At 58.0% G+C, this 24,821-nt stretch carries 21 protein-coding genes and 2 pseudogenes; 10 read left to right on the forward strand and 13 right to left on the reverse strand.

Features of this window, described 5'->3' with window-relative positions; translation table 11 throughout:
* The first annotated feature begins 14 nt into the window (after positions 1 to 14).
* The gene (locus SO180_RS16210; protein WP_449379837.1) at positions 15 to 569 is read left to right on the forward strand and encodes a peroxiredoxin; all 555 of its coding nucleotides are present in this window, start codon (positions 15 to 17) and stop codon (positions 567 to 569) included.
* A gap of 354 nt (positions 570 to 923) precedes the next feature.
* Here SO180_RS16210 and SO180_RS16215 read toward each other — a convergent pair whose 3' ends face one another.
* The 11 genes from SO180_RS16215 to SO180_RS16265 all read right to left on the reverse strand — a co-directional run bounded on the left by SO180_RS16215 (position 924) and on the right by SO180_RS16265 (position 14,262).
* Positions 924 to 1,190, reverse strand: coding sequence for a DUF3892 domain-containing protein (locus SO180_RS16215; RefSeq protein ID WP_449379838.1), 267 nt, complete (start codon positions 1,188 to 1,190; stop codon positions 924 to 926).
* An 11-nt stretch (positions 1,191 to 1,201) separates the two neighbouring features.
* Positions 1,202 to 1,420, reverse strand: a complete 219-nt coding sequence (locus SO180_RS16220; RefSeq protein WP_449379839.1) for a hypothetical protein — start codon at positions 1,418 to 1,420, stop codon at positions 1,202 to 1,204.
* A gap of 685 nt (positions 1,421 to 2,105) precedes the next feature.
* On the reverse strand, positions 2,106 to 2,831 hold the full coding sequence (locus tag SO180_RS16225; protein WP_449379840.1) for a sulfite exporter TauE/SafE family protein: 726 nt from the start codon (positions 2,829 to 2,831) through the stop codon (positions 2,106 to 2,108).
* 170 nt (positions 2,832 to 3,001) lie between these two features.
* Positions 3,002 to 3,862 (reverse strand): xanthine dehydrogenase, encoded by an 861-nt coding sequence (locus SO180_RS16230; RefSeq protein ID WP_449379841.1) that lies wholly within the window; start codon positions 3,860 to 3,862, stop codon positions 3,002 to 3,004.
* A gap of 754 nt (positions 3,863 to 4,616) precedes the next feature.
* The gene (locus tag SO180_RS16235; RefSeq protein ID WP_449379842.1) at positions 4,617 to 5,567 is read right to left on the reverse strand and encodes a class I SAM-dependent methyltransferase; all 951 of its coding nucleotides are present in this window, start codon (positions 5,565 to 5,567) and stop codon (positions 4,617 to 4,619) included.
* Between the two features lie 8 nt (positions 5,568 to 5,575).
* Positions 5,576 to 6,928: a coproporphyrinogen-III oxidase family protein gene (locus tag SO180_RS16240; RefSeq protein WP_449379843.1), complete on the reverse strand. Its 1,353-nt coding sequence runs from the start codon at positions 6,926 to 6,928 to the stop codon at positions 5,576 to 5,578.
* 1,047 nt (positions 6,929 to 7,975) lie between these two features.
* Positions 7,976 to 9,754: an FAD-dependent oxidoreductase gene (locus tag SO180_RS16245; RefSeq protein WP_449379844.1), complete on the reverse strand. Its 1,779-nt coding sequence runs from the start codon at positions 9,752 to 9,754 to the stop codon at positions 7,976 to 7,978.
* Between the two features lie 32 nt (positions 9,755 to 9,786).
* Positions 9,787 to 10,617 carry a phosphoenolpyruvate hydrolase family protein gene (locus tag SO180_RS16250; protein WP_449379845.1) on the reverse strand — a complete coding sequence of 277 codons (831 nt, stop codon included), beginning with the start codon at positions 10,615 to 10,617 and terminating at the stop codon, positions 9,787 to 9,789.
* Complete coding sequence (locus SO180_RS16255) at positions 10,604 to 11,848, reverse strand: Tm-1-like ATP-binding domain-containing protein (protein ID WP_449379846.1); 1,245 nt, start codon at positions 11,846 to 11,848, stop codon at positions 10,604 to 10,606. The genes SO180_RS16250 and SO180_RS16255 overlap by 14 nt, the downstream gene beginning before the upstream one ends.
* Positions 11,849 to 12,235: 387 nt before the next feature.
* Positions 12,236 to 12,934 carry a hypothetical protein gene (locus SO180_RS16260; protein ID WP_449379847.1) on the reverse strand — a complete coding sequence of 233 codons (699 nt, stop codon included), beginning with the start codon at positions 12,932 to 12,934 and terminating at the stop codon, positions 12,236 to 12,238.
* Between the two features lie 443 nt (positions 12,935 to 13,377).
* On the reverse strand, positions 13,378 to 14,262 hold the full coding sequence (locus SO180_RS16265) for a helix-turn-helix domain-containing protein (RefSeq protein WP_449379894.1): 885 nt from the start codon (positions 14,260 to 14,262) through the stop codon (positions 13,378 to 13,380).
* Between the two features lie 201 nt (positions 14,263 to 14,463).
* Between SO180_RS16265 and SO180_RS16270 the strand changes: the two genes are divergently transcribed.
* The 7 genes from SO180_RS16270 to SO180_RS16300 all read left to right on the forward strand — a co-directional run bounded on the left by SO180_RS16270 (position 14,464) and on the right by SO180_RS16300 (position 21,165).
* Positions 14,464 to 15,453, forward strand: coding sequence for a ribokinase (locus tag SO180_RS16270; RefSeq protein WP_449379848.1), 990 nt, complete (start codon positions 14,464 to 14,466; stop codon positions 15,451 to 15,453).
* A 372-nt stretch (positions 15,454 to 15,825) separates the two neighbouring features.
* Positions 15,826 to 16,611: a 3-methyl-2-oxobutanoate hydroxymethyltransferase gene (locus SO180_RS16275; RefSeq protein WP_449379849.1), complete on the forward strand. Its 786-nt coding sequence runs from the start codon at positions 15,826 to 15,828 to the stop codon at positions 16,609 to 16,611.
* 619 nt (positions 16,612 to 17,230) lie between these two features.
* Positions 17,231 to 17,608 carry a sterol desaturase family protein gene (locus SO180_RS16280; RefSeq protein WP_449379850.1) on the forward strand — a complete coding sequence of 126 codons (378 nt, stop codon included), beginning with the start codon at positions 17,231 to 17,233 and terminating at the stop codon, positions 17,606 to 17,608.
* A 166-nt stretch (positions 17,609 to 17,774) separates the two neighbouring features.
* Complete coding sequence (locus SO180_RS16285) at positions 17,775 to 18,095, forward strand: MocE family 2Fe-2S type ferredoxin (protein WP_449379851.1); 321 nt, start codon at positions 17,775 to 17,777, stop codon at positions 18,093 to 18,095.
* Positions 18,096 to 18,111: 16 nt separating this feature from the next.
* Positions 18,112 to 18,987 (forward strand): sugar phosphate isomerase/epimerase family protein, encoded by an 876-nt coding sequence (locus SO180_RS16290; RefSeq protein WP_449379852.1) that lies wholly within the window; start codon positions 18,112 to 18,114, stop codon positions 18,985 to 18,987.
* Between the two features lie 14 nt (positions 18,988 to 19,001).
* Positions 19,002 to 20,219 (forward strand): NAD(P)/FAD-dependent oxidoreductase, encoded by a 1,218-nt coding sequence (locus tag SO180_RS16295; protein WP_449379895.1) that lies wholly within the window; start codon positions 19,002 to 19,004, stop codon positions 20,217 to 20,219.
* Between the two features lie 124 nt (positions 20,220 to 20,343).
* Complete coding sequence (locus SO180_RS16300) at positions 20,344 to 21,165, forward strand: metallophosphoesterase (protein WP_449379896.1); 822 nt, start codon at positions 20,344 to 20,346, stop codon at positions 21,163 to 21,165.
* A gap of 46 nt (positions 21,166 to 21,211) precedes the next feature.
* On the opposite strand, the pseudogene SO180_RS16305 reads toward SO180_RS16300, so the two are convergent.
* Together SO180_RS16305 and SO180_RS16310 are read right to left on the reverse strand one after the other, a co-directional pair.
* Positions 21,212 to 21,373 (reverse strand): annotated as a pseudogene (locus SO180_RS16305) (phosphoenolpyruvate synthase regulatory protein); the annotation flags it as partial.
* 220 nt (positions 21,374 to 21,593) lie between these two features.
* Complete coding sequence (locus SO180_RS16310; RefSeq protein WP_449379853.1) at positions 21,594 to 22,370, reverse strand: bestrophin-like domain; 777 nt, start codon at positions 22,368 to 22,370, stop codon at positions 21,594 to 21,596.
* A gap of 207 nt (positions 22,371 to 22,577) precedes the next feature.
* On the opposite strand from SO180_RS16310, the pseudogene SO180_RS16315 reads away from it, so the two are divergent.
* Together SO180_RS16315 and SO180_RS16320 are read left to right on the forward strand one after the other, a co-directional pair.
* Positions 22,578 to 22,758, forward strand: a pseudogene (locus SO180_RS16315) (IS110 family transposase); the annotation flags it as partial.
* An 872-nt stretch (positions 22,759 to 23,630) separates the two neighbouring features.
* Positions 23,631 to 24,623, forward strand: a complete 993-nt coding sequence (locus tag SO180_RS16320; RefSeq protein ID WP_449379854.1) for a hypothetical protein — start codon at positions 23,631 to 23,633, stop codon at positions 24,621 to 24,623.
* Positions 24,624 to 24,821: the final 198 nt, after the last annotated feature.

Consider the following 24,821-nt stretch of genomic DNA (forward strand, 5'->3'; position numbering starts at 1 on the left):
CCGAGAGGACACACATGATTGGAATTGGAAGTAAGTTGCCGTCGTTCGAAGTCACGGGTGTGAAGCCGGGCTTTCACCTGCAGGAAGAAAAGGGGCAGAGCGCGTTCGAGACGTTGACTCAAGAGAGCTTTCCCGAAAAATGGAAAATCATCTTCTTCTACCCCAAGGATTTCACCTTCGTCTGCCCGACCGAAATCACCGAGTTTGCCCGGCTATCGAAGGACTTCGCCGATCGCGATGCAATCGTGCTCGGCGGCTCAACCGACAACGAATTCTGCAAGCTCGCTTGGCGCCGCGAGCACAAGGATCTGCATCACCTTCCCATCTGGCAGTTTGCTGACTCCAAAGGCACGCTTGTCGATGGCCTTGGCGTGCGCTCGCCTGAGGGCGTCGCTCATCGCTACACGTTCATCGTCGATCCGGAGAATACGATCCAGCATGTCTATGCGACCAACCTGAATGTCGGCCGAAGCCCGAAGGACACGCTACGGGTTCTGGACGCGCTGCAGACCGACGAACTCTGCCCCTGCAATCGCGAAATCGGCGGCGAGACGCTGAAAGTCGCCTGAGGCAACACGTCAATTGAGCAGTTGAGGATCAAATTCCGGATTGCGCCAAGGACGTCAGACTCTGCGCCGACGACGACCAATGAGACGCTTTTACCGCAAAGCAGATACGGCCTGTTGCTGGCGAGCGTGATTGCGACCCACAACTCCGTGTCATAGAGGCGATAGAATCCGCGGCGGCCGTCGTGATCGCGCTGGCGGCGATCGCAGCACGGCGGCTCGAGAAGTAGCCTACCCCGCCGCCGCGGCTCTCGGTCCATATCAGGTCCTCGACGCACATATCCAATCGCAATCGGAAAGGCGGGCAAGCCGTAGGTCAAAGAGAAAACTAAATCTGCTTCGCCAAAAGATGAGTGCTTAGGAACATTCGGGCAAAGCCAAGAGGTTATCATTGTAATAGCCGTCGGCGTGGGTCCGTACGTATTTTCCGTTCGGGCCATTAACAACGCCGACCTCGGCTCGCTTCCCGCCGACTGTTGTGAAGAAAGTGTTCGATCCAGACTCGATTGATTGGATCACCTGAGACCGCGGCCCCTTCCATCCCGGACCACCAAGGTGGGTGATCCCCTCATGCGGATTATCGCGAGGTTGCTTGTTGATGCAGGTCACCTGTACGTCAGCCACTGCGCTTGCTCCTATTGGTGGGTGCCGTAGCGGTTGCTGGTCCTAGAATTCACGTAGGTGCCGCCGCGGTGGGATGAGCCCGAGCCGCCCAGGAAGCGGCCGCCATGGCTGCTCGTGTGGTGGCCTCCGCCGTAGCTGACGCGGCTGCCTCCGTGGCCACCACGTGCCTCTGCATGCCCGATGAGCCCGATTGCCAGTATCAGCCCTGCAACGAATATTGCTGCCTGCATGTCTCTCTCTCTATGGTTGCATTTTATAGTTGCGCCCATTGCTAACCGCCGTTTTAGATCGGGGTGGAGTTATTTCGAGAATTATTGACATCGGATCGCGCATAGAAACTGCGTTTTTGGAAAGGTATTGATGAGAAAACTGCGCGCGGGCGCAAAAAGTCCTGTAGCAGAAAGGTTGGAGCGATTGGACTCATTCGAACTCGCGCAGGACAAAATAACGTCCGCGGCGGTTTACAAAAGATGCGAAACTTGTCGTTACGCTTGTCGAGGCGAATGCGCGTGGGCAAGCGGATTGTGAGGCAACCGCCGAATACTATGTGGGTGGCCAGCACAGCATAATCGTTTGCTCTACAGAGGAGGAGGAGGATGAGCCACGGCGTCTCGATCCCAGTGCCGACTGCGGTACGTGCGGTGATTTGTAGACCTCGTCTCGCCGGATTTCGTCACAAAGCGCGCCATTTTAGCCGCCTCCGAACAGAAGTGCGGTGCAGACAGAAGCAGCAGGCGGCAACGATCTTGCCCAAATGAGGAGACGCTTTCCCGGTTGCGGTCGCGGGCAGATGCCGGCGAGTGGAGCAAGACCGACGGCGAACGTGGGCGGCCACGACCGTATTCTTCTCCAGCATCAGAAGCAGACGTTCCTTGGTCGACGTCCCGGATGGATCCAAGAACCGATCTGACGGTGTTATCTTGTTGAAAAGAGCATAAGCTGGATCCCCGCGGCGCCAAGTACGGCAGCAAGTACATAGCGCGTTGTGGTCTCCGACAGCCAACGAAGACCAATCGTGGTCCCTACCATCGCCCCTGCGACAGCCCCCAGGGCGTATAGCCATGCCTGAGGTGAAGGCAACTGTCCGGCGTAAATCGCGCCGACCAATCCAACTGCGGAGTTCACCCATATGAAGGGGGCAGACAAAGCTGCTGTCTCTTTGGGCGAAGCCCACCGCATCGCAATAAGAATAGGCGCGAGGAAAACGCCCCCACCGACGCCAGTAAGCCCCGAGACCAGGCCGATGCCGGCGCCTGTCGTAATTGCGCCCCATGACGGCGTGCCACCGTCAGGGATAGCTTTCTTGGCTCGCCCGATCATCAAGATGGCAGCAGCAAAAAGGAGGATAATGCTGGTGATAGCATCATAGAGATGCGGGGGTAGAATTGTGAATCCTCCAATTAAAGCAGTTGGCACCGAGGCGGTTAGAAAAGGTCTCAATCTCTTCCAATCAATAAAACCACCGCGATTGAAGAGCCATGTCGAATACGTGGCAGCAACGATGTTAAGTAACAATGCTGTCGGTCGCATCTGAGTTGATGGAAACGATGCAAAGGCCATAAGGGCAAGAAACGCGGTGCCACCCGCCTGCCCAACCGTCGCGTAAAGGAGGGAAATGATAGCGAAGAAGATTGTGAGCATTGCGACTGGCACTTCAGTGTTCTGCGCAGCGGCAGGGGGAAAGCATCCGTATGCCCAATGCCTTCGGATGCGGAAAAGATTGATGTGCTAAGCTACCTGCTGCACGAACTGTCCGGTGCCTACACCGGCGGTTCACGCCAAAGAGTGCGCCAAAAGTAACCTCTCTCTAACTATCGGCGAAAATATCGACGATTGTTCGGTCGGGGCGAAATAAGTTTCTCGATTGCCGCGACGGCGCTGCATCCGATGGATCGCCCTCGTTCATCCATGCCAGTCCAGCAAGATTGGCGTCCGCGCGGATCGACCTCCAGCAATTTTACGCCCTCCCGCACGCGCGCGCCGTCCCGTGCAATACCGCGTAGCGCTCCTTCGATGGGAGCCTGGACCGATTTGCCGCCGAGACAACCCAACAGCAATCCCTTGGACACCAGCGTGCCGATATCGAGGCCTGTCCGCCAGATGCCATCGCGGGGCGAGTACACGAAGCGCTCGCGTCCAGCGCCGCCGAGCTCGCAGGCTCGGCCGTCCGCCAGCTTGGTGACACCTCGCGAGATTATTGCACCAGTCTCAATCGGATGGGTCTCGATGGCGGTGTCGCAGTTGACGCCCACCTCGAAGCCGGGCCCGATTCCGACTGTCACCCGCGCGAAGCCGCGCAGATCGGGAGGTCTTCGGTGCTTCTGCATGCGTGCATCCACGATCACGGATAGTGAGCGCAAGGCAATGACGTCGGAGAAGTGCATTTCGGTCACTGCCACGCTGCTCGGTTCGGTGTGAATCTCTGTGATTTCCGCTAGCGTATCGGCCCGTTTGCCCACGACGCCCTCAACTTCGCTCGACTCGCCGAACAGCGAGTCGTGAAATGCCATGCGGCGGCGGATCACCGGTGGAAAGGCATCGTGTCTCATTACGACAGCAAACTTCGCTTCGGTGAGCTTCGTGGCGATAGCAGAAGCGATTTCGTTCGTGCCGAGTACCAATGCGAAGAGCCTTGGCGCGCGTGCATCCTGGATCTTAGCAGCGACTTTCATGGGCGGGGTCCCGTTACCGGGGGTCCGTAGCAAACTACGCGCCAATTGCGAATTCGGGTTCATATATTTCAAACAAAATGGGTTCGTTCTGCCGACCACGGTGAAGCCGCGCGTTCCAACATGTCCTTCGAGATTGTCGCGGATACGACAATCGCGGGTTCGGCTTCTGTCAAATGGCCGGAACGGCACCGCGATCGTGGACCGCGCAAGAACGAGCGCCGGCCCAGGACAATGCGTGGCCAGGCGCTGTATGTGCATTGCAGTCGTAGACGTGGGCTTCACCGCCTGTCACTTTCACAGAGAACTTGGATGACGTGTCGTGATCGAAGTGCGCAGCCCGGCAAGTGAGCCGCGGCAGCCGCGGCTGCCCGCGCGTTCACCTTCATATATTCTCCTACTGGCGGGTGTCAGAAGTAGAGCGAGGCAGCGGGGCGGCCTGACGCGCCGACGCCTCGATGTGATGCGCCAGGTCGCCCCTGCATCACCGGGGGGAGTTTCGGCAATGCTCCCTCGGACGAAGCAAGCAGCGTGCCTAAGCCGGGCTGCAGCTACTGCGCGCATTTCCTGCAAGCTTTTGCCTGTCTAGCCACTCGCCACAAAGGACATGGAGCGTTTTCAGCCGCGGCCTGGATAGTCCTGTGCGGGGGCGGCGGGCGCCATGATGGCACGTTGGAAGTTCTCCGGCAGGAAACGAAGAGCAGACGAAAGACTTGCTTCGGCTAGCAGGCTACCTAATCAGAACTTTCGTCCGAGTTTAAGCTTCCCGAATGCTCAAGCGCTTCGGGGGCGTGAAATATCGATATTTGCCAGTCAGCATTCCGTTAACAAACTGGAGGCCGTGATCGCCATAGATCATATCCTCGCGCACATAGCTGTCGGCTATGGCCCCCTGATTGTTGCCGCCGACCGTCTTCCGGTTAGTCGCCACTCCATGGCTGGCTGGTGGCGAGCCGAGCATCTCAATTATGGCATCGCGTGATGTGCCCAGTTTCAAGTCATCAAATTGTTCGGCAGGAATCATTCCGGCCGCGTCGATGGGCTCAGCTCGCATTGGCGGGAGATCTTCAGATCCAATTGGCTTACGAGCCACAACTTTCTCGATGCAGTGCGAATGAATTGGAATGCCAGGATGCGAGTCCCATTTAATGTAATGGTCAGACCGTAGAATCTCCCAGTCGGCTTCCGCATAGATTGCTTGAAGCTCTCCCCGCGAGAAGGACTTCTTGTGACCGGACGCCAAACTCTCCTTCGAAACGGGATGGTCTGGTTGATCGAGAGTATTGGTGAAGCAATGAAATCCTCCAGGCCGAGTCCGATCGATTAAGGCCGTGATGAGGGGTTTCCAGACGCTCCGTTCCGTGAAATGCAATACGGAATGCGCTATAAAGACGTCGAGGTAAGCAGGTGGCTGAAACTCTTCAACGAGAACCACACCGCTCGTAATGTTTACGCCAAGCTCACCTGCGAGCCTATTCAACTTGGAGATCGCGACTTCAGAGCTGTCACTCGCGATCACCTGATGATCAAAATGGGCCAAATAGAGAGCATTGCGCCCCTCGCCGCACCCCAGCTCGACAACCACGCTCTTCGAGCGGAGAGCTGGCGCGATCTCGAAGATTTCGGGGCTAGGACCACCCATAGACGAAACGTTGTGGTCGGCGTAGCCCGAATCCCACCAGCAAGGTGAATTCGCCATCTCTTCCATACTGCACCTCACGCCGCCTGATATTGTTCCTCAAGTCTAACCACCGTGTCGGAGTAAAACATCCGAGCTATAATGCTCGAATATTTGACCCCCTTTTGCGTAAGCTGACAAACATCATCATCGGCCAAATTGATGAGTTGCAAAGACTCGAGCGCCTTGAGTTCTTCGCCGAAATCGTCCGCTAGCGCCCGTCCGAATATCACGGCGTAATTCTTTCTGCTTAAAGCTGACAATGTGAGGCCAAGGAGAGTGTAACGACGCGCAACATCTTCCGACGTCAACTTGATTCCGTGTGATGCTATCGCCTCAGGATCGAACGGACGATCCGAGAATGTGTCGATGATGCGCGAAGCCGTGCCCCCGTCTATGGCATAATCCGTGCCGCAGTGATATTGGCCGAAGTAGCTTCTGGCACCAGCCCCCAATCCGAGCAGGGGCGTTCCCTCGAAATCCGACACTTCCTGCCGGTAGGCATGGTCGCCAGTCATCCTTGTGAAACGTGTGAAGGATTCTTGCCGGTAGCCTTTGGACGCCATCCAAGCAACGTTCTGATCGTAGACTTCATACTTTTCCGCTTCAGAGAAGAATAATTCAGGATTATGCATTTTCGAGGTAATGACGTTCGTCATGGGACGAACAACAACGGGATAGAGAGAGACCGTCTGCGGCTCATAGTCGAGCACGCGACCAAGCGAAAAGAGCCAAGAGTCACGGGTTTGACCACGCAGGCCGTAGATCAAATCAAGATTGACGTGGGAAAAGCGCTTGATGAGCGCCTCGATTGCCGCTCTTGCAATCTCAATCGAATATGGCCGACCAGAGTGCGCAAGCTCGCCGGCTTCCATGCTTTGGATGCCCATGCTCATTCGGTTAGCGCCAAGTGCCTGCAAGCAATCCATAAGATTATTGTCGAAAGAATCCGGTGCGCCCTCGACCGTAATCTCGCATCGCCGGCTTCGTTTTGGAAATGCAGTATCGAGGGCGGCGAATAGCTCGCCGAATTGATGCTCCGTTAGCAGCGTCGGAGTGCCGCCGCCGAAATAGATACTGACGACCTCTTGATCTCCGAAGTACTCTCCATATCGAGCAATGTGCTCCACCAACCGACCAACATAAGACTCCTGACTCCCGCGTCTATTGCGGGTTGCAAGAAAGAGAGTGCAATAGGTGCATCGGTAGCGACAGAAGGGAATATGGATATAGATGTTGATTTGCTTTGAGCGACTAACCTGCTCAGCAACATCGGTTATGCGGAGTGGTTGCGGGAAAGCCCTATACGCGCGCTTCGAAGGATAGCCATAGACGTATGTTGGCAGCTCCTTCTTCTCTATCTTCGTCCGAAGAAATTCCAGACGATCCATGATTTAACCCCTGGGTCGACGTGCATGACCTGAAGGTCATGACTCCTGAACCAACGACTAGGACCGCTCGACCGCTCCGGCGGCCGTGCCAAAGAGAGAAACTCAAGAGTCGTGCCAAGCGCGCGAAATGCCCCAGAGAAGCTCGTTCTGTATCCTATTCAATGGCTTAGTTGCGAGCGGGGAACGGCACGTTGGCCGAGCATCACTGTGTCTTGGAAGCGACAAACCCGACAAGGGGGCAAGGTACCCGGGGGGTGGCGACGAACACCATGATCCGCATCCGCGCCCCGCGTGTTTATTGATAGCACTGCGTCCAAGGCCAAAAAGCGGCCAATGCCTGCCGTCGCCATTGGAGGGAATTTATTTCAGCGCGCAACCGCGACAACCCTGGCGACCGGCGCCAAACTCTCCATCAGAAGCTCCTCGTCAGCGGTCCGCCGCCGTCGCGACTTGTGAACGACCTTTATCGGTCCGCACCCTTGTCACGGCGAGTAGCCGAAGGCCGCGACACCCAAGCAATCTGAGTTCAACGAGTTGTCGAAAGTTCAAGGAGACCGAGGACTCACTTATCGCCGTCGACGCCAGCAGCTGGGGCGAGCCAGCCGAAGTGCACGCATCCTGACATCAATCCCCTGAACATATGCTAAAGAGCAGAACAGGTCGTGAAACTTGGGCGCGTATTCATTTTTGATACACGAGACCAAAACGGGTACAGGCCCGACCCGTGCGAACCGGCGGGGTGCCGAGGCGGGAGCCAAGCCACGCGTACAGGCAAATGGAGGACGGAGCCAAAGAAGTTGTTCGTTCAGGGCATCAGTACGGCGTGCGCCTTTCAAGTGGACGAGATCGCCGGCGTCTTTTCGAGGCTCGGCAGGAGCATGAATGCATTGTGACGCCTGTCCTGGTACCGCTCGCCGTGACCACGCTGATCCGATGAGGCAGCCGGACGGCCAAAAAAAAACCGCTGCTGGATTTCTCCAACAGCGGCTCAAGTCTAGGGAGAAAGCAGACGAACCGGTCTGCCAGCGGAAACGGCGAACTTGACCGTCAAGCTCCGGAAGCCGCAGCCTTTTGCCCATGTTGAGCCGATACCAACATGCCGTTGACCGCGCGGTACGCGAACACGATGGCCGGACCGATCGTGATGCCTGCTCCGGGGTAAATTCCGCGCATTGGCGAGGTCATGTCATTCCCGCAAGCATACAGACCCGGAATCTGCCTGCCCTTTTCGTCCAAGACGTTTCCGTAAGTATCGGTTGCCAATCCACTCGCCGTGCCGAGCGTTGCGGGAACGATCGGCAGCGCGACAAACGGCCCATTTCTGATCGGTCCAAGGTTTGGATTTTTCGTTCCCACCACCGGATCGCCCAGCGTGCGATTGAAAGCCGATTCACCGCGGTTGAAGAGCGGATCGCGTCCCGCGGCAGCGTGTGCGTTGTGTTCCTCGATCGTCCTTTGAAGCTCTCCGGCGTCTAGTCCTATCTGCTTCGCGAGTTCTCGAATCGTCTGGCCTACCTTGATATAGCCAAGCCGCTCATATTTCCCGATGCTTAACGTCCAGGGCCAGGGTAGCAAATGTCCCATGCCTCTGAGGCGGACGAAGTCCTGGTCGCAGATGAAGTAGAATCGCTTGTCTGCCGGATATCCGTTCTTGAACATTGCCAGGCAGATATCGTGATACGAATTGGATTCGTTGACGAAGCGTCTGGCACTTGGCCCTACCGCGAGGACACCGGGGCGACCGCGGTCTAGCCAGCCGTACGGGACGACTTGCGAGCGGCTGCCGCTGTTCAGGATCGACACTGGGGTCCAGAAACCGGCAGAGGCGACATCACTGTCAATCGCGGCACCGAGCCTAGACGCAAGGGCAATGCCGTCACCGGTGACATCGGGATGCGCCAGCGTGTTGTTGTGCTGATGCGCACCGCTAAGCTCCGCTCTTAATCGCGCGTTACGAGCAAAGCCGCCCGTTGCGAGGATGACACCATGCGAGGCGCGCACTTGAATTTCAGAATCGATCAGCTTGACGACAGCTCCAATGACGCGCCCCTCATCCTGGATGAGTTCTATGAGAGGAGACTCTGGCCAGATTTCTACGCCATACTTGCGCAGGCTCACGAGCAACCGCGCGATCAAGGCATTACCCCCGCTGAGCTCAGTGCCACGTCTGTAACTCAGCCGATCCCACGCGTAGCGGCTGACCCGACGCAAAACATGCTTCAGCGAAGCGAAAGATTGAAACGGGTTCAAAAAGCTTCTCACCTCTGCGGAGGAGATCATCATTCCCCCAAGCACAACACGAATAGGGTCGCCTATTAGGTCGAAATCGCTGCCGAGAAGCCTTCCATCATAGGGGGCGGGGCTCAGTGCCCGGCCCTTGTCAACTCCGCCGACCTGGTTCGAGTGATAATCGGGGGCAGACGCAAGGGTAAATTTGACCTCTGTCCCGCTCTCAAGTGTTGAGAGCGCGGTTGGACCGTCCTCTAGATAAGGCTCTACAAAGTCTGCCCGATAGTAGTTGCCAAGTTCATGCTGCAGGTACGTGCGCGCTTTCGCAAGCGAGTCCTCAACCTTCGCGGACCGCGCCTGGGGCGAACAAGGAACCCAAATCATGCCGTTCGATAGCGCCGTCGTCCCGCCAAGCCGCGGCGATTTCTCACAAACTATAACGCGCAGTCCGGCCTTTGCCGCATAGAGCGCCGCCGACAGTCCGGCTGCACCGCTACCGACCACGAGGACATCTGTCTCCCAATCATGATCGGGCTTACCTCGTTGCGGGAATACCACCGTCTTATGCCTGATTGATTGATGGGTCGGCTCGTTCATTCCGGCCTTGCTCCAAGATTTGCCCATGAGCGTCAGTGATTTCGTGGAAGCGAGACAGCTTTGAATTGCTCTGCCGCCGTCTTCACTGCCCGCTCAATTGGGATCCTTTCAATGGAGGATGCGCCAACGAAGCCGACACACTTCGTCGACCGATAGACCTCGACTGTATCCTGCGGCTCTGCGATTGCCCCGCCATGGCAAAGCAGGACAACGTCCGAGCGTACTCTTCTCGCTGCGATATTGATGTTATTGATGCGCCTGATCGCCTCTTGTATCGACTGGCCTTCTTCATGCCCGGCGAGCCCGCCACGGGTCGCGCCAACATGCGGGACGATGCAGTCGGCTCCTGCGCTCGCCATCGCCTTGGCGTCTTCCGGGCTTGCGACATAGGCCAGCGAGAAGAGGTTTTTTTTGCGGGCAGTCGCGATCATTTCGAGCTCACGTTCAAAGCCAAGCCCGACCCGACCGCGGCGGTCACGCCATTTTTCGCCCATGGTGGAGATGGTCGGATAGTTAATCACGCCGGAGAAGCCGGCCGCCCAAAACTTGTCCAGAAGGGCATCAAGGTCGAGCCGAAGAGGATCCCACGCTTCAACGCCGCCTATGACAGGTACGGAAGAAACAACGTTGCGGATTTCTGCTGCGAGATCGAGGGTACGCGCATTCGAATCACCGATCCGGCTCGTGGGAAGTCCCATGAGACGGGACAGCCCGGTGCTGTAGACCACCAGCATGTCGGCGCCTCCCAGGACAGCGCACTTCGCAACCAGGCCGCAGCTACTCCCGGCGACAAGAACCGCTTTTCCTTGATCGACCTGTTGGCCGATCCTGGAAAGGATTTCGGCTCGCTCAAACATGCGCATCGCAATGAGCCCCTTGCCCCAACCGCTCGAGGATCCACGTCGTGGCGTTCTCGGCAAATTCGGGATCATTGATGTGGCATTTCAGTTCGCGAACCTTAATGTTCGGCGCGAGACCAGCCTTGACCGCCTCGAGCCAAGCACTGTCAGCGTCGGGATTGCGAAAAATACCGCCCTCGCGGTCATAATCGGAAACACCTTCCGCGGGCCAAAGCACAATTGCAGGCCCCTTTGCCCGCGATAGCCGCTCGGCCGTGAGCCGGCCGATGCTCGCGTTTTCAGAAGGAGTTGTGCGCATGAGAGTCGTATAGGGCGTATGGGAGTACAGCTGGCGGCCGCGAAATTGATCAGGAACGCTTGATGGCGGACCAAAATTGACCATGTCGACCGCACCAGGCGCGATCACTTGCGGGATGTGCGATGCTGCTTTGAGTCGATCCGGACCGGCGCTGGCGGTGCCTCCAACAATCTCGTCGGCCAGCTCCGTTGTGGTCAGATCGATCACAGCGTCGAATTCGCCGGCCGCGATCAACTGCTCCATTTTGCGACCGCCGGCCCCGTTGGCAGGAAAGACAACCGTATCTACGCCAGCCTCGGCAAGGCGCGCCACGCAGTGATTTGCCGCAGGCGTCGTTACGCCGAAAGCCGTGATGGCAACGACCTTCCTTTTCCGTCCATACTTCGTGGGCGCATAGTTCATGGCCGCAATGGCCCTCCCCGCATTCTCCAATACCCGTTCGGTAAAGGTGTTAATCCCGAAGAGATCGACGAGCGTTGGATAGAGGATAATGTCGCTATGGACGGCCAATTCAGCGAGCAGCGCTGGCCTTGCACTGCTCACGAGCAGCTTGGGAAAGCCATAGGGCAAATCAGCCACGATCTCGCCGAAAACTGCGCTCCCCTTGCCACCGGCAATTCCGACAATCGCGCCAATGGCGCCCGTTGCCAGGAGGACACGGACCCTTTCGCTCGTCGTTGCGGCTATCTCCTTCAGGAGCTCGGCCGGCGAGACGACACGAGCGCCATTACGATCGGGTTGTTTTGTCCTCGCAGCCGACCCGGAGGTGCCGATGTCAATCAGGACGACTTTGCGGCCACATGCCTCGATGATATCTTTGAGATAGGACGCTTCGCGGCCCTTGGTATCCAGCGTTGCCACGATCGCGACCGCGCGCAGCTTGGATGGACTACCATCCCGGACTGACCTCTGGTCGTCCGTGCAATGGTGAGCCACGATCTTCCTCCCCGATCATTTTACACCAGGCACCCTTAGACCGGGCGGAGGCCGGCTATAAGGTTGGTGACGCGCGCAGTTGGGTAAGGTTGGGTAGAGGCAGTGAAGGTGCTGCGCAGCTACTGCCAACGAGGTGTCGCTGGTCTGCATGCACCATCTTCGCGGCCCCACTGAAGCCCCATGCTCGTCTTCAGTGTAGTCTTCGATCTACGGCTGCCGAGCTTACGCAGCATCCGCAGCAGAATGCCCCTGCCACGATTGTCATGACTAAAGTTCGCGGACGATCTTGGCTCAGTTCTTGAAAGATGCCGGCGTAAACGAGATTGCTTCCGCCGGCGATCAATGACAGGGAACCACCTTGGATCACGTAAGGACGCAATTCAAACTCTAATACTTTTCAAATCCAACCATTTTCAAGGTCCAGTCGCTGACGCCCCCCTTATCGTTGCGGTGGATAAACATTTTCCGGATCGAGGTCTCAAGATTTCTGCGCTCGATTCCACTCAGAAACGGAATGTCGAACTGACGCGTTTGCTTGAACTTCTCAACCACGGCCTCAGTCGGATCGCAGACCGGTAGCCTTGCGGCAATCGCGTGCGTGGCATGCAGATCCTCGATAAAGTAAAAGCCCCCTGGCTCAACGATCGGGAACAGCTTTCCGAGAGCAAGCTGCTGGTGGTAAGCTGCGTGCGAAGCATCTTCGATGATGATCCTTACGGGAGGTAGTGAGCTCGCAAGTCTTTCCAGGGCTAGCGCGTCTCCCATGTCAAGGCGCTCGAAACGGAATCGGTCCAATTCAAAGGCGCTGAAATCGGAGATGTCGCAGCCGACGATGTTGGCTTTGGGAAAGAACTCCAGCCACATCTTGATGGACGGAATGTCGTAGACCTTGCGAGCGAGCAACGCACCGGGATCGAGAGAGCCGTACCCATGCTGCAATCCAATCTCGACCATCGTGAAAGGTTCGTCGCGGAATTCTTCGAATAGAAAAGAGTAGAAGCTGGTGTAGCCATGTGCGTCGCCAACCTCATCTCCCTTGTCGGTTCCTAGGGTATTTGCTCGCTTCGTCAAATTCGGCACGTTCATTCCAATATCACCTGTTCTTGGAAGAGACCCAGAGATAGTGCACGGCATTTCAAAGCGCGTGCCAAACCGTAAGTGATGATTTCTTTTGCGTATTCTTATCAAGCCTCTGTCGCCGGTTCGACCGAGTGTCGCGATTCTGACAAGTCGTCATACATAACGCTCAACCGCGCTCGATTTTTTTAGCGCATCGCCATTTCGACGAAGTTTCAACGGCAGGCGAACCGTTTCATCGGGATGCGATCGGAGGCACATTGACGTTGGCCTAACGATCTCCTCTGTTGAACGTCACAGTTGCGACCGGATTGAGCACGAGATCGCGACAACGAGCAGACTTAGACGCATTCACAGCAGGGAAAGACGACAGCGCCGTCAAAGCGCTTGATCACGAAACGACAAAGACGCGAACAGATAATACTTTCGATGAAAACTGTGCGAACGCCAGTTCAACTTCCTTCGGCGCGCCGCCAAGTTCGAGGGCTGGTGCCGGTGCTACGTTTAAACTCACGACTGAAGTGATAGACGTCGCAGAAACCGCAGCGTTCGGCAATGGTACCGAGCCCGGCGTCGCTTTCCAAGAGCAGCTTCTGCGCCATCATGATGCGCTCTCGGATCAGCCAGCGCCTTGGGCTGATCTGCAGATGCCTTTGGAATAGCCGCCGCGTCTGTGCGGCACTCAGGCCCGTGACCGCGACCAGTTCGTCGGCATGCCAAGATCGCTCCGGTGCCTGCCGCATCTTTGAGACGATGGCCCGCAATGGAGCGGGGAGACGGGAATCACCTTGCTTAGACGGTGCTGCGATGAGGTGCAGCAGTTCCGCCACGAGGCGATTGAGGGCCAAGTCAACGTTATCATCTCTGGCGCGCAAGACATCAAACAGGTTTCCGAACCACCGTTCGAGGTCTTTCGGTGCCGATATCGTTGCGAGGGTTGCGCCGGTGCCGAACACTTTTTGGCGAATAGCCGGCGTGTTCGGTCCGTCGATCCTTACCCATAGAACGGTCCAGGGATCGCTCTCGTCCGGCCAGTGCGCATGTGGCGCCTCGTTGGCAATCCAAATCAACTGATTGCGCCCAACAATGAATGTCCTGCCCTCGCTGGATACGAAGCCACGTCCCGCTGTGCAGTACAGAATGTCCTGACCCGGATAGTTGTCTCGCGCGATGTGGTGGTCGCGCGCGGTGATGGCTTTGCCAGCCCTAAGCACCGTAAAGGCGCAGCGAGTCCAGGCGGCGTCAGGAAGGACGTACTGATAGCTTTCCGGAAAAACTGTGCGCTGCGGTAATAATGCCATGCGTGTTTTATATAAACCGAAGCGTGCTTTGTCCATTTCCACCCGCGAATTCCATGCCTACGCTCGCAGATAACGACTAACAATCAAACTCGCCGATCGGCATCCAGGATGCACGTTTTGTATTCCTGAGTAATTGCTGCGAGGATTCAGGGGGGAGCCGGTGCCGATACTCACCGCCCGCGAACTGCGCCAACACACGCCGAGCAAGGATGTTTCTTCTCTTCCGCTGCCGATATCGTGAAGGCAATCGACACCATCGCGCTGGCTTCAGGCACATTCAGGGAGGAATTGATGAGTAAACCGAGAATCACCGTGGTCGGCAGCTTCGCAGTGGGACTTACCATTCGCGCTCCGAACATCCCGGTCTTCGGCGTCACGATGTTAGGCAGCAGTTTCGATATGGGGCCTGGGGGCAAGGGGTCGAATCAAGCGGTTGCGACTGCGCGACTAGGCGCGGATTCGTCGCTGGTAGCCATCATCGGGAAAGACAAGTTCGCCGATATCGCGGCCGACCTCTACAAGGCCGAAGGCGTTGGCACCACGCATGTCAACCAAATCGCCGAAAGTCCGACGGCGGTGGGCTTCATCATTCTCAACGAGCGTGGTGAGAACTTTATCATCATGGACTATGGCGCCACCAACGCCATGGATGCAGCTTTTGTGGATCGTGCCGAGGGCCGTATTCGGGAAAGCGACCTCGTCATGGCAGTCCTCGAACCTCCTGTCGAGGTAGCAATGCGAGCCATGGAGCTAGGCCGCAAGCACGGCAAAACGACTATCCTCAATCCGGCCCCCGCCGTGCCGCTTCCGGATGAGATCTTCCCGTTGGTCGATTACCTGACGCCGAACGAAAGTGAACTTCGTATTCTGCTCGGTCTGCGGCCGGACGATCCGCGGCCCTCACGCGAGCTCGTGGAGATACTGCGCAAACGCGGCGCCGCCAACGTGATTGTAACGCTTGGCGACCGCGGCGTGCTCGTCGTCACCGACGCGATCGACGCAGCCATCCCGGCTGCCGAGGTCAACGTAGTGGACACGACGGGCGCAGGCGACGCGTTTAATTCCGGCTTCGCCGTGGCTCTGGCCGAAGGCCACGATGTGATCGAGGCCGCGCGCTTCGGGGTCTGCTGCGGTGCCCTGGTCTGCACGAAGCTCGGGGTCATTCCTGGCATGGCAACGCGCAGAGCAGCCGACGAGATGTATCGTAAATTCTCCGCCTTGAGTTGAAGGAAAGCAGGATGGACCTAAACCACAAAGCTTCCGGATGTCGAGTTGCCCGGGCCAACGTTAAGAGGAATCGCAGCGAGGTGAGGATCGTCTGTAAGCCAGAATGCCGAAACTTGCCGCGCTCCTATACGCCTGATCTTGCCATCGCTGCAGGGCGTCCCGCGCGTCGAACCATGTGCGCGGTCGCCACCGGCGGCTCGGCGACTTTTTTGGACACTCGGCCGAAGGACGATACGCCGCTGCCTGGTGGCAAGTCTTCCGTCCGGAATTCTTTGACCAGCGGGCGCGTTGGAACTTTGGCACGAAGCTAGAGAGCTGAATTGCAAGATGCCCCGGATTTACGATTGGGCCGCACGCGAAGCCCAGCGCACAGTGACGGTGGCCGACCTGCGCGGCGCCAAAGACTCCGGCAGGCGCTACACTCAAGTCACCGCTGAGACGGCGGACGAGGCAGCAGCTGCGGAACAATCTGGTATCGAGATGCTGGTCACCCGCGCCCGCAACGTGGAAGCCGTTCGCAAGGGCTCGAAGCAGCTTTTCGTCACGGCGGCGCTCGGCTTTGCCGATGCCGCAACCCAGGACGATATCCTACGCACCGCATTAAAGGCGTTGACCGACGGCGCAGACGCCGTGATCACAGCGCGCGGCATGGCGACCGTCGCTATGCTCGCGGCCGAAGATATTCCGGTCGTTGGTCATCTGGGGCTAGTTCCGAGGAAATCGACCTGGGTTGGAAAGCTTCGTGCGTTCGGCAAGAAAGCAGATGAAGCTTTGGAGCTGTTCCATCGCTTCCGCCGTCTAGAAGAGGCCGGCGCGTTTGCCGTCGAATGCGAGGTCATTCCGGCCAGAGTCATGGCAGAGATCCGCCGGCGGAGCCGGCTGGTCACGATTTCGCTTGGCTCCGGACCTGATGCAGAGGTGATCTTTCTCTTCACCGCAGACATATGTGGCGAGGAAGGCCGGCGTCCCCGGCACGCTCGGACCTATGGAAACCTGCAGGCCATACAAGAGGGCCTCAAACAAGAGCGTGTGAAAGCTCTCAGTGCATTCCGCGCCGACGTCAATGCGAATGCGTTTCCGGGACCGCAGGAATCCGCGCAGATCGACGACGATGAATTCGCAGCATTCTTGTCAGCGCTGGAGCAAGGAGGTTTTTGATCCTCGTTGGCACGCTGGGGCAGCGATATCAGACGAAATTACGATTTGTCGGTACTTGAAGAATTTCGCCCAGGTAGGCGAGCATCTCACGTCAAAAAATCCGGCGGAGCGGAGGCAAATATGGATGACATCTTATACGGTACGCGCGACAAACGCGGTAATTGGACGCCGAACAAGAGGCCGGAACGCGCGCCGATTTTTGTCTGGCCGGTGCAGCCGAAGAAAATTCTTCGTTGGTTGCCGGGGTATCTCTTGCCTTGGAATACCCTCTATTTCGCGATCTCGCTCGTATCGTGGATCTATCTGACACCGGCGCTTGATACAATGCGGGAATTCCACACTGAATGGCTTTCGCTCATCCTTCTGCGCAATGCCGGGCTAACGGTCCTTGTCTATGGCGCCTTCCACTTCATCCTTTATGTCCAACGACGTCAACAAACGAACTTCAAATATAACGCAAAGTGGCCCGACACCGACAACACTACCTTCCTGTTCGGAAGCCAGACAGCTGAAAACGTATTTTGGACTATGTGTAGCGGCGTGCCGGTATGGACCGCATACGAGACCCTTACCTGGTGGATGTACGCTAACGGCTATTTGCCGTACGTCGATTTCGGAAATGTGTATAAGAGACAGCCCGGGACCTTGGTCCGGCCTGTCAGCATCTACACTCGAGCACATCTGCTATTTTACGGGCGTGCTGATCCATTTCGTCCTGCCCTCCCATCCGGTGCATGCAATGTTTCAGCTCATGCACGCGGGGTTGTCGCCTGCGAAGTCTCACACCGGTTTCGACCGGGTGGTCATGGACGATGCAAAAGCCATCAGCACAGACAACTTTTATCACTACCTGCATCACAAGTATTTTGAAGTGAATTATGGAGAGCGGCGCATCCCGCTCGACGAGTGGTTCGGCACAGCTCACGACGGTTCTTCCGAAGCCGACGAGAGGATGTATAAGCGCATAAAGGCCAAGAAGTGGGCGCGCGGCAATTAGTCCTGAAATTGGTAAGGCAGATCGGACGGTCTTTCCGACTTCTGATGGACGATGGCTACATACTGCAACTTCCCTTCCACCCACCAGCAACATTGGCGCCGCCGGCCCGCGGATCTTGCCACGGCATCGGCGCAGTTGCTGCGAGTTTGACTCAGAGGAGATGTAAATGACTAGTCAGGATGAATGGGTAGCGGCTTGCGCCACTGACGCATTGATGCCCGAAGAGACCGTTCGCCTCGATCACGGCGGCCGTACGTTTGCAATTGTTCGCTCTCCGGAGGGAGACTACTTCGCGATTGACGGCCATTGCTCTCACGAGAAAGTCCATCTTGCGGACGGCATTGTCGATGGGGGAATCATTGAGTGCCCGAAGCACTTCGGGACGTTCGATTACCGCACCGGCGAGTCGCGCGCATTGCCTGCATGTGTTGACCTGCGCAGTTACGAGGTGAAGGTCGAGAACGGTACCGTCTTCATCAAGCTCTGAAGTCAAAAGCACGACGATGTCGAAGCAGAGCTTGCTTATACTACAGTCCCTGTGGGCGATGGAACGACGCCAACCCGATGGGGTCGAGCGTTCTATCGACCATAACATAGCGATGATCCAGGAAGCGGGCTTCGACGGCATCAGCACCTCCTGCGCCGATCCTGCACGGGTCGCCCTGATTGCGCGCGCCCTGGCCGGCTCAGGACTGGCAGTCGAGGGTATGTGCTTCCCGCGGACGACCGATCACTTGAAAGCGGCCATTGACCTTGCTCACCACCTCGACGCCCTGCATCTCAACGTCCAGCCTGACATCCGCCCGCGCCGTGTCGTCGACTGTATCCCACTGCTGGAGGGCTGGATCAGGGTGGCGCAAGAGGCGGGCATGGCGATCTACTTCGAGACGCATCGCAACAGGATGACGACGGATCTCCTCTTCACACTCGACCTGATGGACCAGGTTCCTGGGATGCGCATGCTTGCCGATCTCTCGCACATCTTGCTAGGGCGCGAATTCTGGTATCCGATCTCGGACGAAGACGAAGCACTGGTGCGGCAGGTACTCGATCGTACCTGGGCTTTTCATGGCCGTGTGGCGTCTCGCGAGCAAATTCAGGTCGAGATCACTTTCCCCCAGCACAAAATCTGGCTGGATCTGTTTCTTGGTTGGTGGAAATACGGCTTCAACAGTTGGCGAAGGCGCGCCGGCGCGGGTGCCCGTCTCACTTTTACCTGCGAACTTGGCCCGCAACCCTATGCCATTAGCGATCGCCATGGCAACGACACCACTGATCGTTGGGAGGAGGCTCTCTTACTCAAATCCCTGGTGCGCGGCCTGTTCGAGAGCGCGGCAAACGATGCACAGCCTGCGCTCGGAAATGGTTCAGCTGCTTGAGCGACCAGTCCACAATGGTGATCGTTGGGGCGGGCGAAGCTGGTACGGCCGCTGCCGTCGCCCTGCGCGAAGGCGGCTGGGGAGGCATCGTGGCCTTAATCGGCAACGAAGCTATGCTTCCGTATGAGCGTCCGCCTCTATCCAAGGCGATCCTGACCGACGAGATGACCCCTGGACCCAAGCCGATTGTGACGGCAGAACGCCTCGCTAAGTTGGAGATCGATTATCTCCAGGGAAACGAAGTGGTTGCGATTGATCGCGCGGCTAATGTGGTCACGCTCTCAAGCGGGTCAAGGATGGCGTATCACCGGCTCCTCCTAGCCACGGGAGCTCGACCTCGGAGTCTGAGTGTTCCGATCGCTGAAGGAACGAGGGTCGCGACGCTGCGGACGTATGAGGATGCCACTCGCATCCGCAACACTATTGGCCAAGGACGCAAGGTCGTTGTGATCGGCGGCGGCTTTATCGGGCTCGAGGTTGCCGCGAGCGCGGTCTTAAGAGGGGCTTCGGTGGTCGTACTCGAGGCAGGATCGCGGTTACTCATGCGGGCAGTACCACCTCCTATGGAAAAACTAATCAGGGCCAAGCACGAACGCTCCGGGGTGCGCATTGAGACAGGCGCAAACGTTGAGCGGGTCGACTTCAGTGAAGGGCACTCCAGCGTGGTGCTAACCGGTGGTCGCTCACACGGGGCCGACCTGGTGATCGTTGGGGTCGGTGCGACGCCGAATGTCGAACTTGCGCAAGCGGCAGGACTGGTTGTCGACAACGGCATCGTTCTGGACGACACGCTGGTGACTTCGGATCCGCACATCTTCGCGGCGGGGGACTGCTGTTCGTTTCCGCATCGCCTCTATCAAAAGCGGGTCAGGCTGGAGGCCTGGCGCAACGCACAGCGACAAGGTGTGGTGGCGGCAGCGAACATGCTGGGCGAGAACCGTCCTTTCGACGACGTTCCCTGGTTTTGGTCGGATCAATACGACGAGACATTGCAAATCGTCGGCCTGTGCCCAGACGGAGAAATCCCCGTAGTCAGGAACCTCGGCACGAGGGGCCAGCTCCTGTTTTACCTCGCCGCCGACGGCCGTCTGGTGGCCGCATGCGGATTTGGGAACCTGGGCACGGTAGCGAGAGAAGTGCGTTTTGCCGAGATGATGATAAGCCGCGGAATTAGCCCCAAGGCAGAGGCTCTCGCAGACCCCGCGATGAATATGAAACATCTACTGGTTTAGTCAATTCGGCATTGCGGACGCTCGTTTATCACCTGCCGCGGCTACGTCCGCGAGTCCAACGCCTTCACGGAGGTCGACCACGCCTCCCTCCGGACCGAGGAGTAGCACCGTGCGCCTTTGGGTCATGTCCGATCTGCACATCGAACTCACCCGCGGCTGGGACCCGCCGTCCGGCAAGGCGCGCCCCGCCTTCGACGTCATGGTGGTCGCCGGCGACCTGGTGCCGAGGGCTGAGCGCGGCGTCCGCTGGCTGTTGGATCGCGTGCCTGATCGGCCGGTGATCTACATCATGGGCAATCACGAAGCCTACGGGACCGATATCGACCGCACGCTCGAGAAGGCCAAGGCAGCGGCTGCCGGCACGAATGTGCATGTCCTGCAGGACGAGACCATCCGCATCGGCGACGTGACGTTCGCCGGCGCGACGCTCTGGACCGACTTCGCGCTTTTCGGCGACGCGCATCGCGGAATGGCAGTCGCCGCCGATCACATGAATGACTTCAAGAAAATCCGGGTCGGCCACTACGTAGAGCGCTTTCGGCCCCCGCACGCGCTCGCCAGGCACCGGCGTTCGCTGGCGTTCTTGGAAGCCGAGATGCGCAAGCCTCGCGACGAGAAAAAGTTGGTGATCGCCACGCACCACGCGCCGGTGCCGGCTCCCGCGGATCTCCACGATCCAGACCTCCGACCCACGCTCGAAAAGTTTTTGATGGTCGCTTATCGCAGCGATCTGAGGTCGTTGATGAGTCCTCAGTCGACAACAGAGGACAAGAACGAGCTGCGGCCAGCAGATCTATGGCTGTACGGGCACACCCATGAATCCTTCGACGCCGTGATCGGCAAAACCCGCGTCCTCAGCAATGCCAAAGGCTACGGCCCATGGCCTGGCCAGCACCGGACCTGTGACAACCCGAATTTCAACGAGAAGCTCATCATCGAGATCTGAAAGGGGCCGACCATGAACGACGCCGACTGTCAGAAGCACGCCGGCTGGCACCGACGCGACCCGTCGTTGCGGCGCCAAGATAGGCCTCGAACAACTGCATCACCGGGCCGATGATCGACAGGCTCGGAACGTCGCTCTCTTTGCACTTGTCCTCGAGCTGGGAGACCAGGCCCTTCTCCCGCAGCGTGAATAGTTCGATCCCCGGCGCACAGGCTCAACACCAATGGTCGGGTCCCCTAAGCCACGGGATCGGCGTCCAAAATTTGAATGCAAAGACATTTGGAGGTCGGCGTCTGTGGCACTCACGCAATCATCTGAGTCGGATAGGTGCATTGCTAGAGAAGGGAACATGCTCAAGCGCAGGTGCTGAGAGCGGGGAGCAAGAAATCTCCCAGCTGCGTCCACGCGGGAATGGTTTGCATGATGCATCATTCCGCTGGGATCTTGGCGACCTCTGCCAGAGGCCCCGGTTCTACTCGGATATCACCGGAAAAAGGACGCTCTTGGAGACCAATGAGTCCCAGCGCCATCACGACGGCGATTGAGAACACGCTGAGCGCCGCAATTTGCGCACCGGGCTTCTTCAGGTGCACCAACCCGATTGATATCTGTGTCACCACGCCAAGGATCAGGACGAGAATCCATTTGGCATCGAACGTGCGGTCGGAGGCCAACGCGAGCCGTTCGGAACGCGCGCTGCCCGCTCTGACTGCGGCATTTAGCAAGGCAGTCTGCACCGCCCCGCCCGCTGTTTGAGCGATCCGCGGATCGCTCACCTCTCGCAGCAAGGCGTCGTAGGCGGACTTAACCGAATTGGCCGCCTGATCCTGCGCCATCGCCGGCCACTCGTCGTCCACGAGGGCGGCGACGTATTTTGCCAGTACTGAGCGGAGGCCGCCCATGTCCGAGGCGGACGCGATACTAACAGCATAGATATTGCGCAGTTCCGCCGCCTCTGACTGTACCGCGCGGGTCGCTTGGCGGTTGCGATCGGTTATATCGTTGGCCAGAAATCCGGTCAGGAACGCAAACAAAACTCCGACCGTGCCGAAAAACGGAGCGACCACGCCTTCTATGCGGCGCACCGGCACGACCGTTGCGGGGCTGAAACTCGCGATCACAATGACAGCGCCAGTCGTCGCGTAAAAGGCGAAGAGGACTGCGAACAATTCAAATATTGGAAAATCTAGCCAAGCTTTGATCATTAGGTTAGCCGATCCCCTGTTACAAGGCGGCGAACCCGACTAGAACATATGAGCATTGGGCCCCAAATAATATGTTGGTAGTGGAATCACAACCCTGGCCACGACAGAATGGTTCAGGGATTCGTTCATTCTGGCAGAATGTTTTCCATGGCTTTTGAAGGGCCGACTCTGGGCACGCCAGATCACTGGGCGCCTGGTCCGCATGTGCCAGCCTACGTAAAGCCTTATGTCAGCCGAGCAAGTCGGATGCCGCGGATGCAGAAGCGATTTGTGAGGCGATCCCTGCAATGCGGTTCCTACCGGCGAAGTCTGCCGAACAACAAGCCGCCGGCATGATTTGCGGACGCGGGAAATATTGATCAGGCAGCGTAGCAGCCTGACAATGCCGTGCACGTCTGCATGGCCGAATTGGGAATGGTGGCGAACGCTGGCTTGGTGAGCACAGCCGAGCTGCTGCCAACTCTTCGGGACGAAAACGACGACAGAATCCCTGATGCTGCCCGCTTTGTCCTGATCCAGCTCCCTGTCGCACCTCGACGGACGATTCGATCTCGACGTGGTGCCGAAGACCGGGTCCGCGACCTCGACGACGAGGACCTACGGGCCAAACCGCGCAGATCCAACTGCTCGCCTGCGCAGCCTCAGTACGCTCTCAGACGAAGCGCCGATCGAGGCCGATTACTCGATATGGTCCGCAGCGACCTCGACTCCTCGCCGGCGGTGATGTCGCTCGCGTGCTCCGATCGGCAAGCAAATGGCTTGCCTGCAAAAGACCATGATCAACGAATGCGGGTTCCTCGATCCTCTTGTGTCGGCAGCGAAGACCAGAAGCCCCTCGTCGAGTGGATCGAGGCCTTATCGCGCGACCCCGATCACGACTGCGTGTCTGCGGCGCTTCGAGATCACGAGTAGGAGGATCTCGCTTCTTCCCGTGATGACGAAGGACAGTCTTGACGCCCCTGGGGTACCTTTTGACGCAATACGAGATTGCTACGCCTATAGACTAACTCAATTTGCTATTGATATATCTCAATCGTCGTGAGATTCTGACTTGATCGCCAGCTTCGAGCAGCTGTTTCTGAATTTTCATGGGGAGTGTTGATGAGGACTGACTGGGAAGAACCGATCGCACGTATGGTAGGGCGTATCGAAGATACGGCTCGGCAGGTAGGGGACGCCTATCCACATTGGGCGAACCCGGAAAGCGGCACTTGGATTACAACTGCGAATGGGGATTGGACCGGCGGATATTGGTTGGGGATGCTTTGGCTTGCCTCTCGCGGGAATGGCGGCGAGCGGTTCAGGATTCTCGCGGAGCAAGGTTGCGCGCGCCTTGCGCCGCGCGTTACGGCCGACACCGCGTTCAAGGCCGCGACCTTCTATTACGGGGCTGGACTGGGCTCGCTGCTCGCCGGCAGCGAGCACGCCCGGGCGCTCGGCCTCGCAGCGGCGCGAGACCTCAAGCAGCGGTATAATCCGAAGCTAGGCCTGGTACCCCTCGGCGCGAATGCAGAGGAGGGCTCGGACGTAGGAGCGACTGCAAGCAGTGTCGATAGCTTGGTCGTCTCACTGTTGCTGTTTTGGGCGGCTCGAACCGCCAATGACCGAGAAATGCGTGAGGTCGCCGCCAATCATACCGACAAGGTGCTGGGACTTCATCAGCGCGAGGACGGCTCATTCGTGCAGTCCTCATCGCTTGATCCCGCGACTGGAGAGATCTTACGGCGCTACACGCACAAAGGCTACAGCGAGAGCAGCGTCTGGGCGAGAGCACAGGCGTGGGGGGTCGTTTGCTCGACGATGAGTTACTTGTCCGGTGGCCCAGAAGAGCGGTGGCTTCAGGCCGCCATGAAGGGAGCCGACTGGTGGATCGCCCATGTGCCAGCTGACCGCGTGTCATACTGGGATTTTGACGATCCGCAAGCCCCCAACGTTGAGCGAGACACTGCCGCTACCGCCTTCATGGCGTCGGCTTTTCTAAAGTTGAGTTCGATTGCGCCGTCTGAAAGCAAGCGGCAACTATATCGGCAAGCCGGAGAACGGACCGCTTTGGCGCTCGTCGAACGTCATCTCACTCCGGTCGACAAGAACGATAAACGTTTGCCTGGCATGCTGGTCGAAGGATGTTTCAACAAGCGCGAGGATTCTCGCGCCGAGGACTACGTCAGCAATGCGGAACTCATCTTCGGTAGTTACTATTTGTTCGAGGCGCTCCATTTGCTTACTGGCAGATTGCCGCGTGCGGACATCTAGAACAGCACCCGCCGCGGGCCGGAGATCGCAATTATTGAGTGCGGGCGTGAGCGCGACGCTATAGAGGCAAAGCCTCGGTCATCGTCTCAACTCCTCGACCGTGGCGATGGTGCCATTTTCCACCGCCGGATAGATGTCGGCAGTGGAAATATGCGGCGGCGGCCCGCGCGGCTGCAATACTCGCTGCGACAGCCCACA

The sequence above is a fragment of the Bradyrhizobium sp. UFLA05-112 genome (genome assembly GCF_053572325.1).

Coding starts and splice junctions, on each gene's coding strand:
- SO180_RS16210 (WP_449379837.1), top strand. CDS start 15: ATGATTGGAATTGGAAGTAAGTTGCCGTCGTTCGAAGTCACGGGTGTG.
- SO180_RS16220 (WP_449379839.1), bottom strand. CDS start 1,420: ATGCAGGCAGCAATATTCGTTGCAGGGCTGATACTGGCAATCGGGCTC.
- SO180_RS16225 (WP_449379840.1), bottom strand. CDS start 2,831: ATGCTCACAATCTTCTTCGCTATCATTTCCCTCCTTTACGCGACGGTT.
- SO180_RS16230 (WP_449379841.1), bottom strand. CDS start 3,862: ATGAAAGTCGCTGCTAAGATCCAGGATGCACGCGCGCCAAGGCTCTTC.
- SO180_RS16235 (WP_449379842.1), bottom strand. CDS start 5,567: ATGGAAGAGATGGCGAATTCACCTTGCTGGTGGGATTCGGGCTACGCC.
- SO180_RS16240 (WP_449379843.1), bottom strand. CDS start 6,928: ATGGATCGTCTGGAATTTCTTCGGACGAAGATAGAGAAGAAGGAGCTG.
- SO180_RS16245 (WP_449379844.1), bottom strand. CDS start 9,754: ATGAACGAGCCGACCCATCAATCAATCAGGCATAAGACGGTGGTATTC.
- SO180_RS16250 (WP_449379845.1), bottom strand. CDS start 10,617: ATGCGCATGTTTGAGCGAGCCGAAATCCTTTCCAGGATCGGCCAACAG.
- SO180_RS16260 (WP_449379847.1), bottom strand. CDS start 12,934: ATGAACGTGCCGAATTTGACGAAGCGAGCAAATACCCTAGGAACCGAC.
- SO180_RS16265 (WP_449379894.1), bottom strand. CDS start 14,262: ATGGACAAAGCACGCTTCGGTTTATATAAAACACGCATGGCATTATTA.
- SO180_RS16280 (WP_449379850.1), top strand. CDS start 17,231: ATGTGTATAAGAGACAGCCCGGGACCTTGGTCCGGCCTGTCAGCATCT.
- SO180_RS16285 (WP_449379851.1), top strand. CDS start 17,775: ATGACTAGTCAGGATGAATGGGTAGCGGCTTGCGCCACTGACGCATTG.
- SO180_RS16290 (WP_449379852.1), top strand. CDS start 18,112: ATGTCGAAGCAGAGCTTGCTTATACTACAGTCCCTGTGGGCGATGGAA.
- SO180_RS16295 (WP_449379895.1), top strand. CDS start 19,002: ATGGTGATCGTTGGGGCGGGCGAAGCTGGTACGGCCGCTGCCGTCGCC.
- SO180_RS16300 (WP_449379896.1), top strand. CDS start 20,344: ATGTCCGATCTGCACATCGAACTCACCCGCGGCTGGGACCCGCCGTCC.
- SO180_RS16310 (WP_449379853.1), bottom strand. CDS start 22,370: ATGATCAAAGCTTGGCTAGATTTTCCAATATTTGAATTGTTCGCAGTC.
- SO180_RS16320 (WP_449379854.1), top strand. CDS start 23,631: ATGCTTTGGCTTGCCTCTCGCGGGAATGGCGGCGAGCGGTTCAGGATT.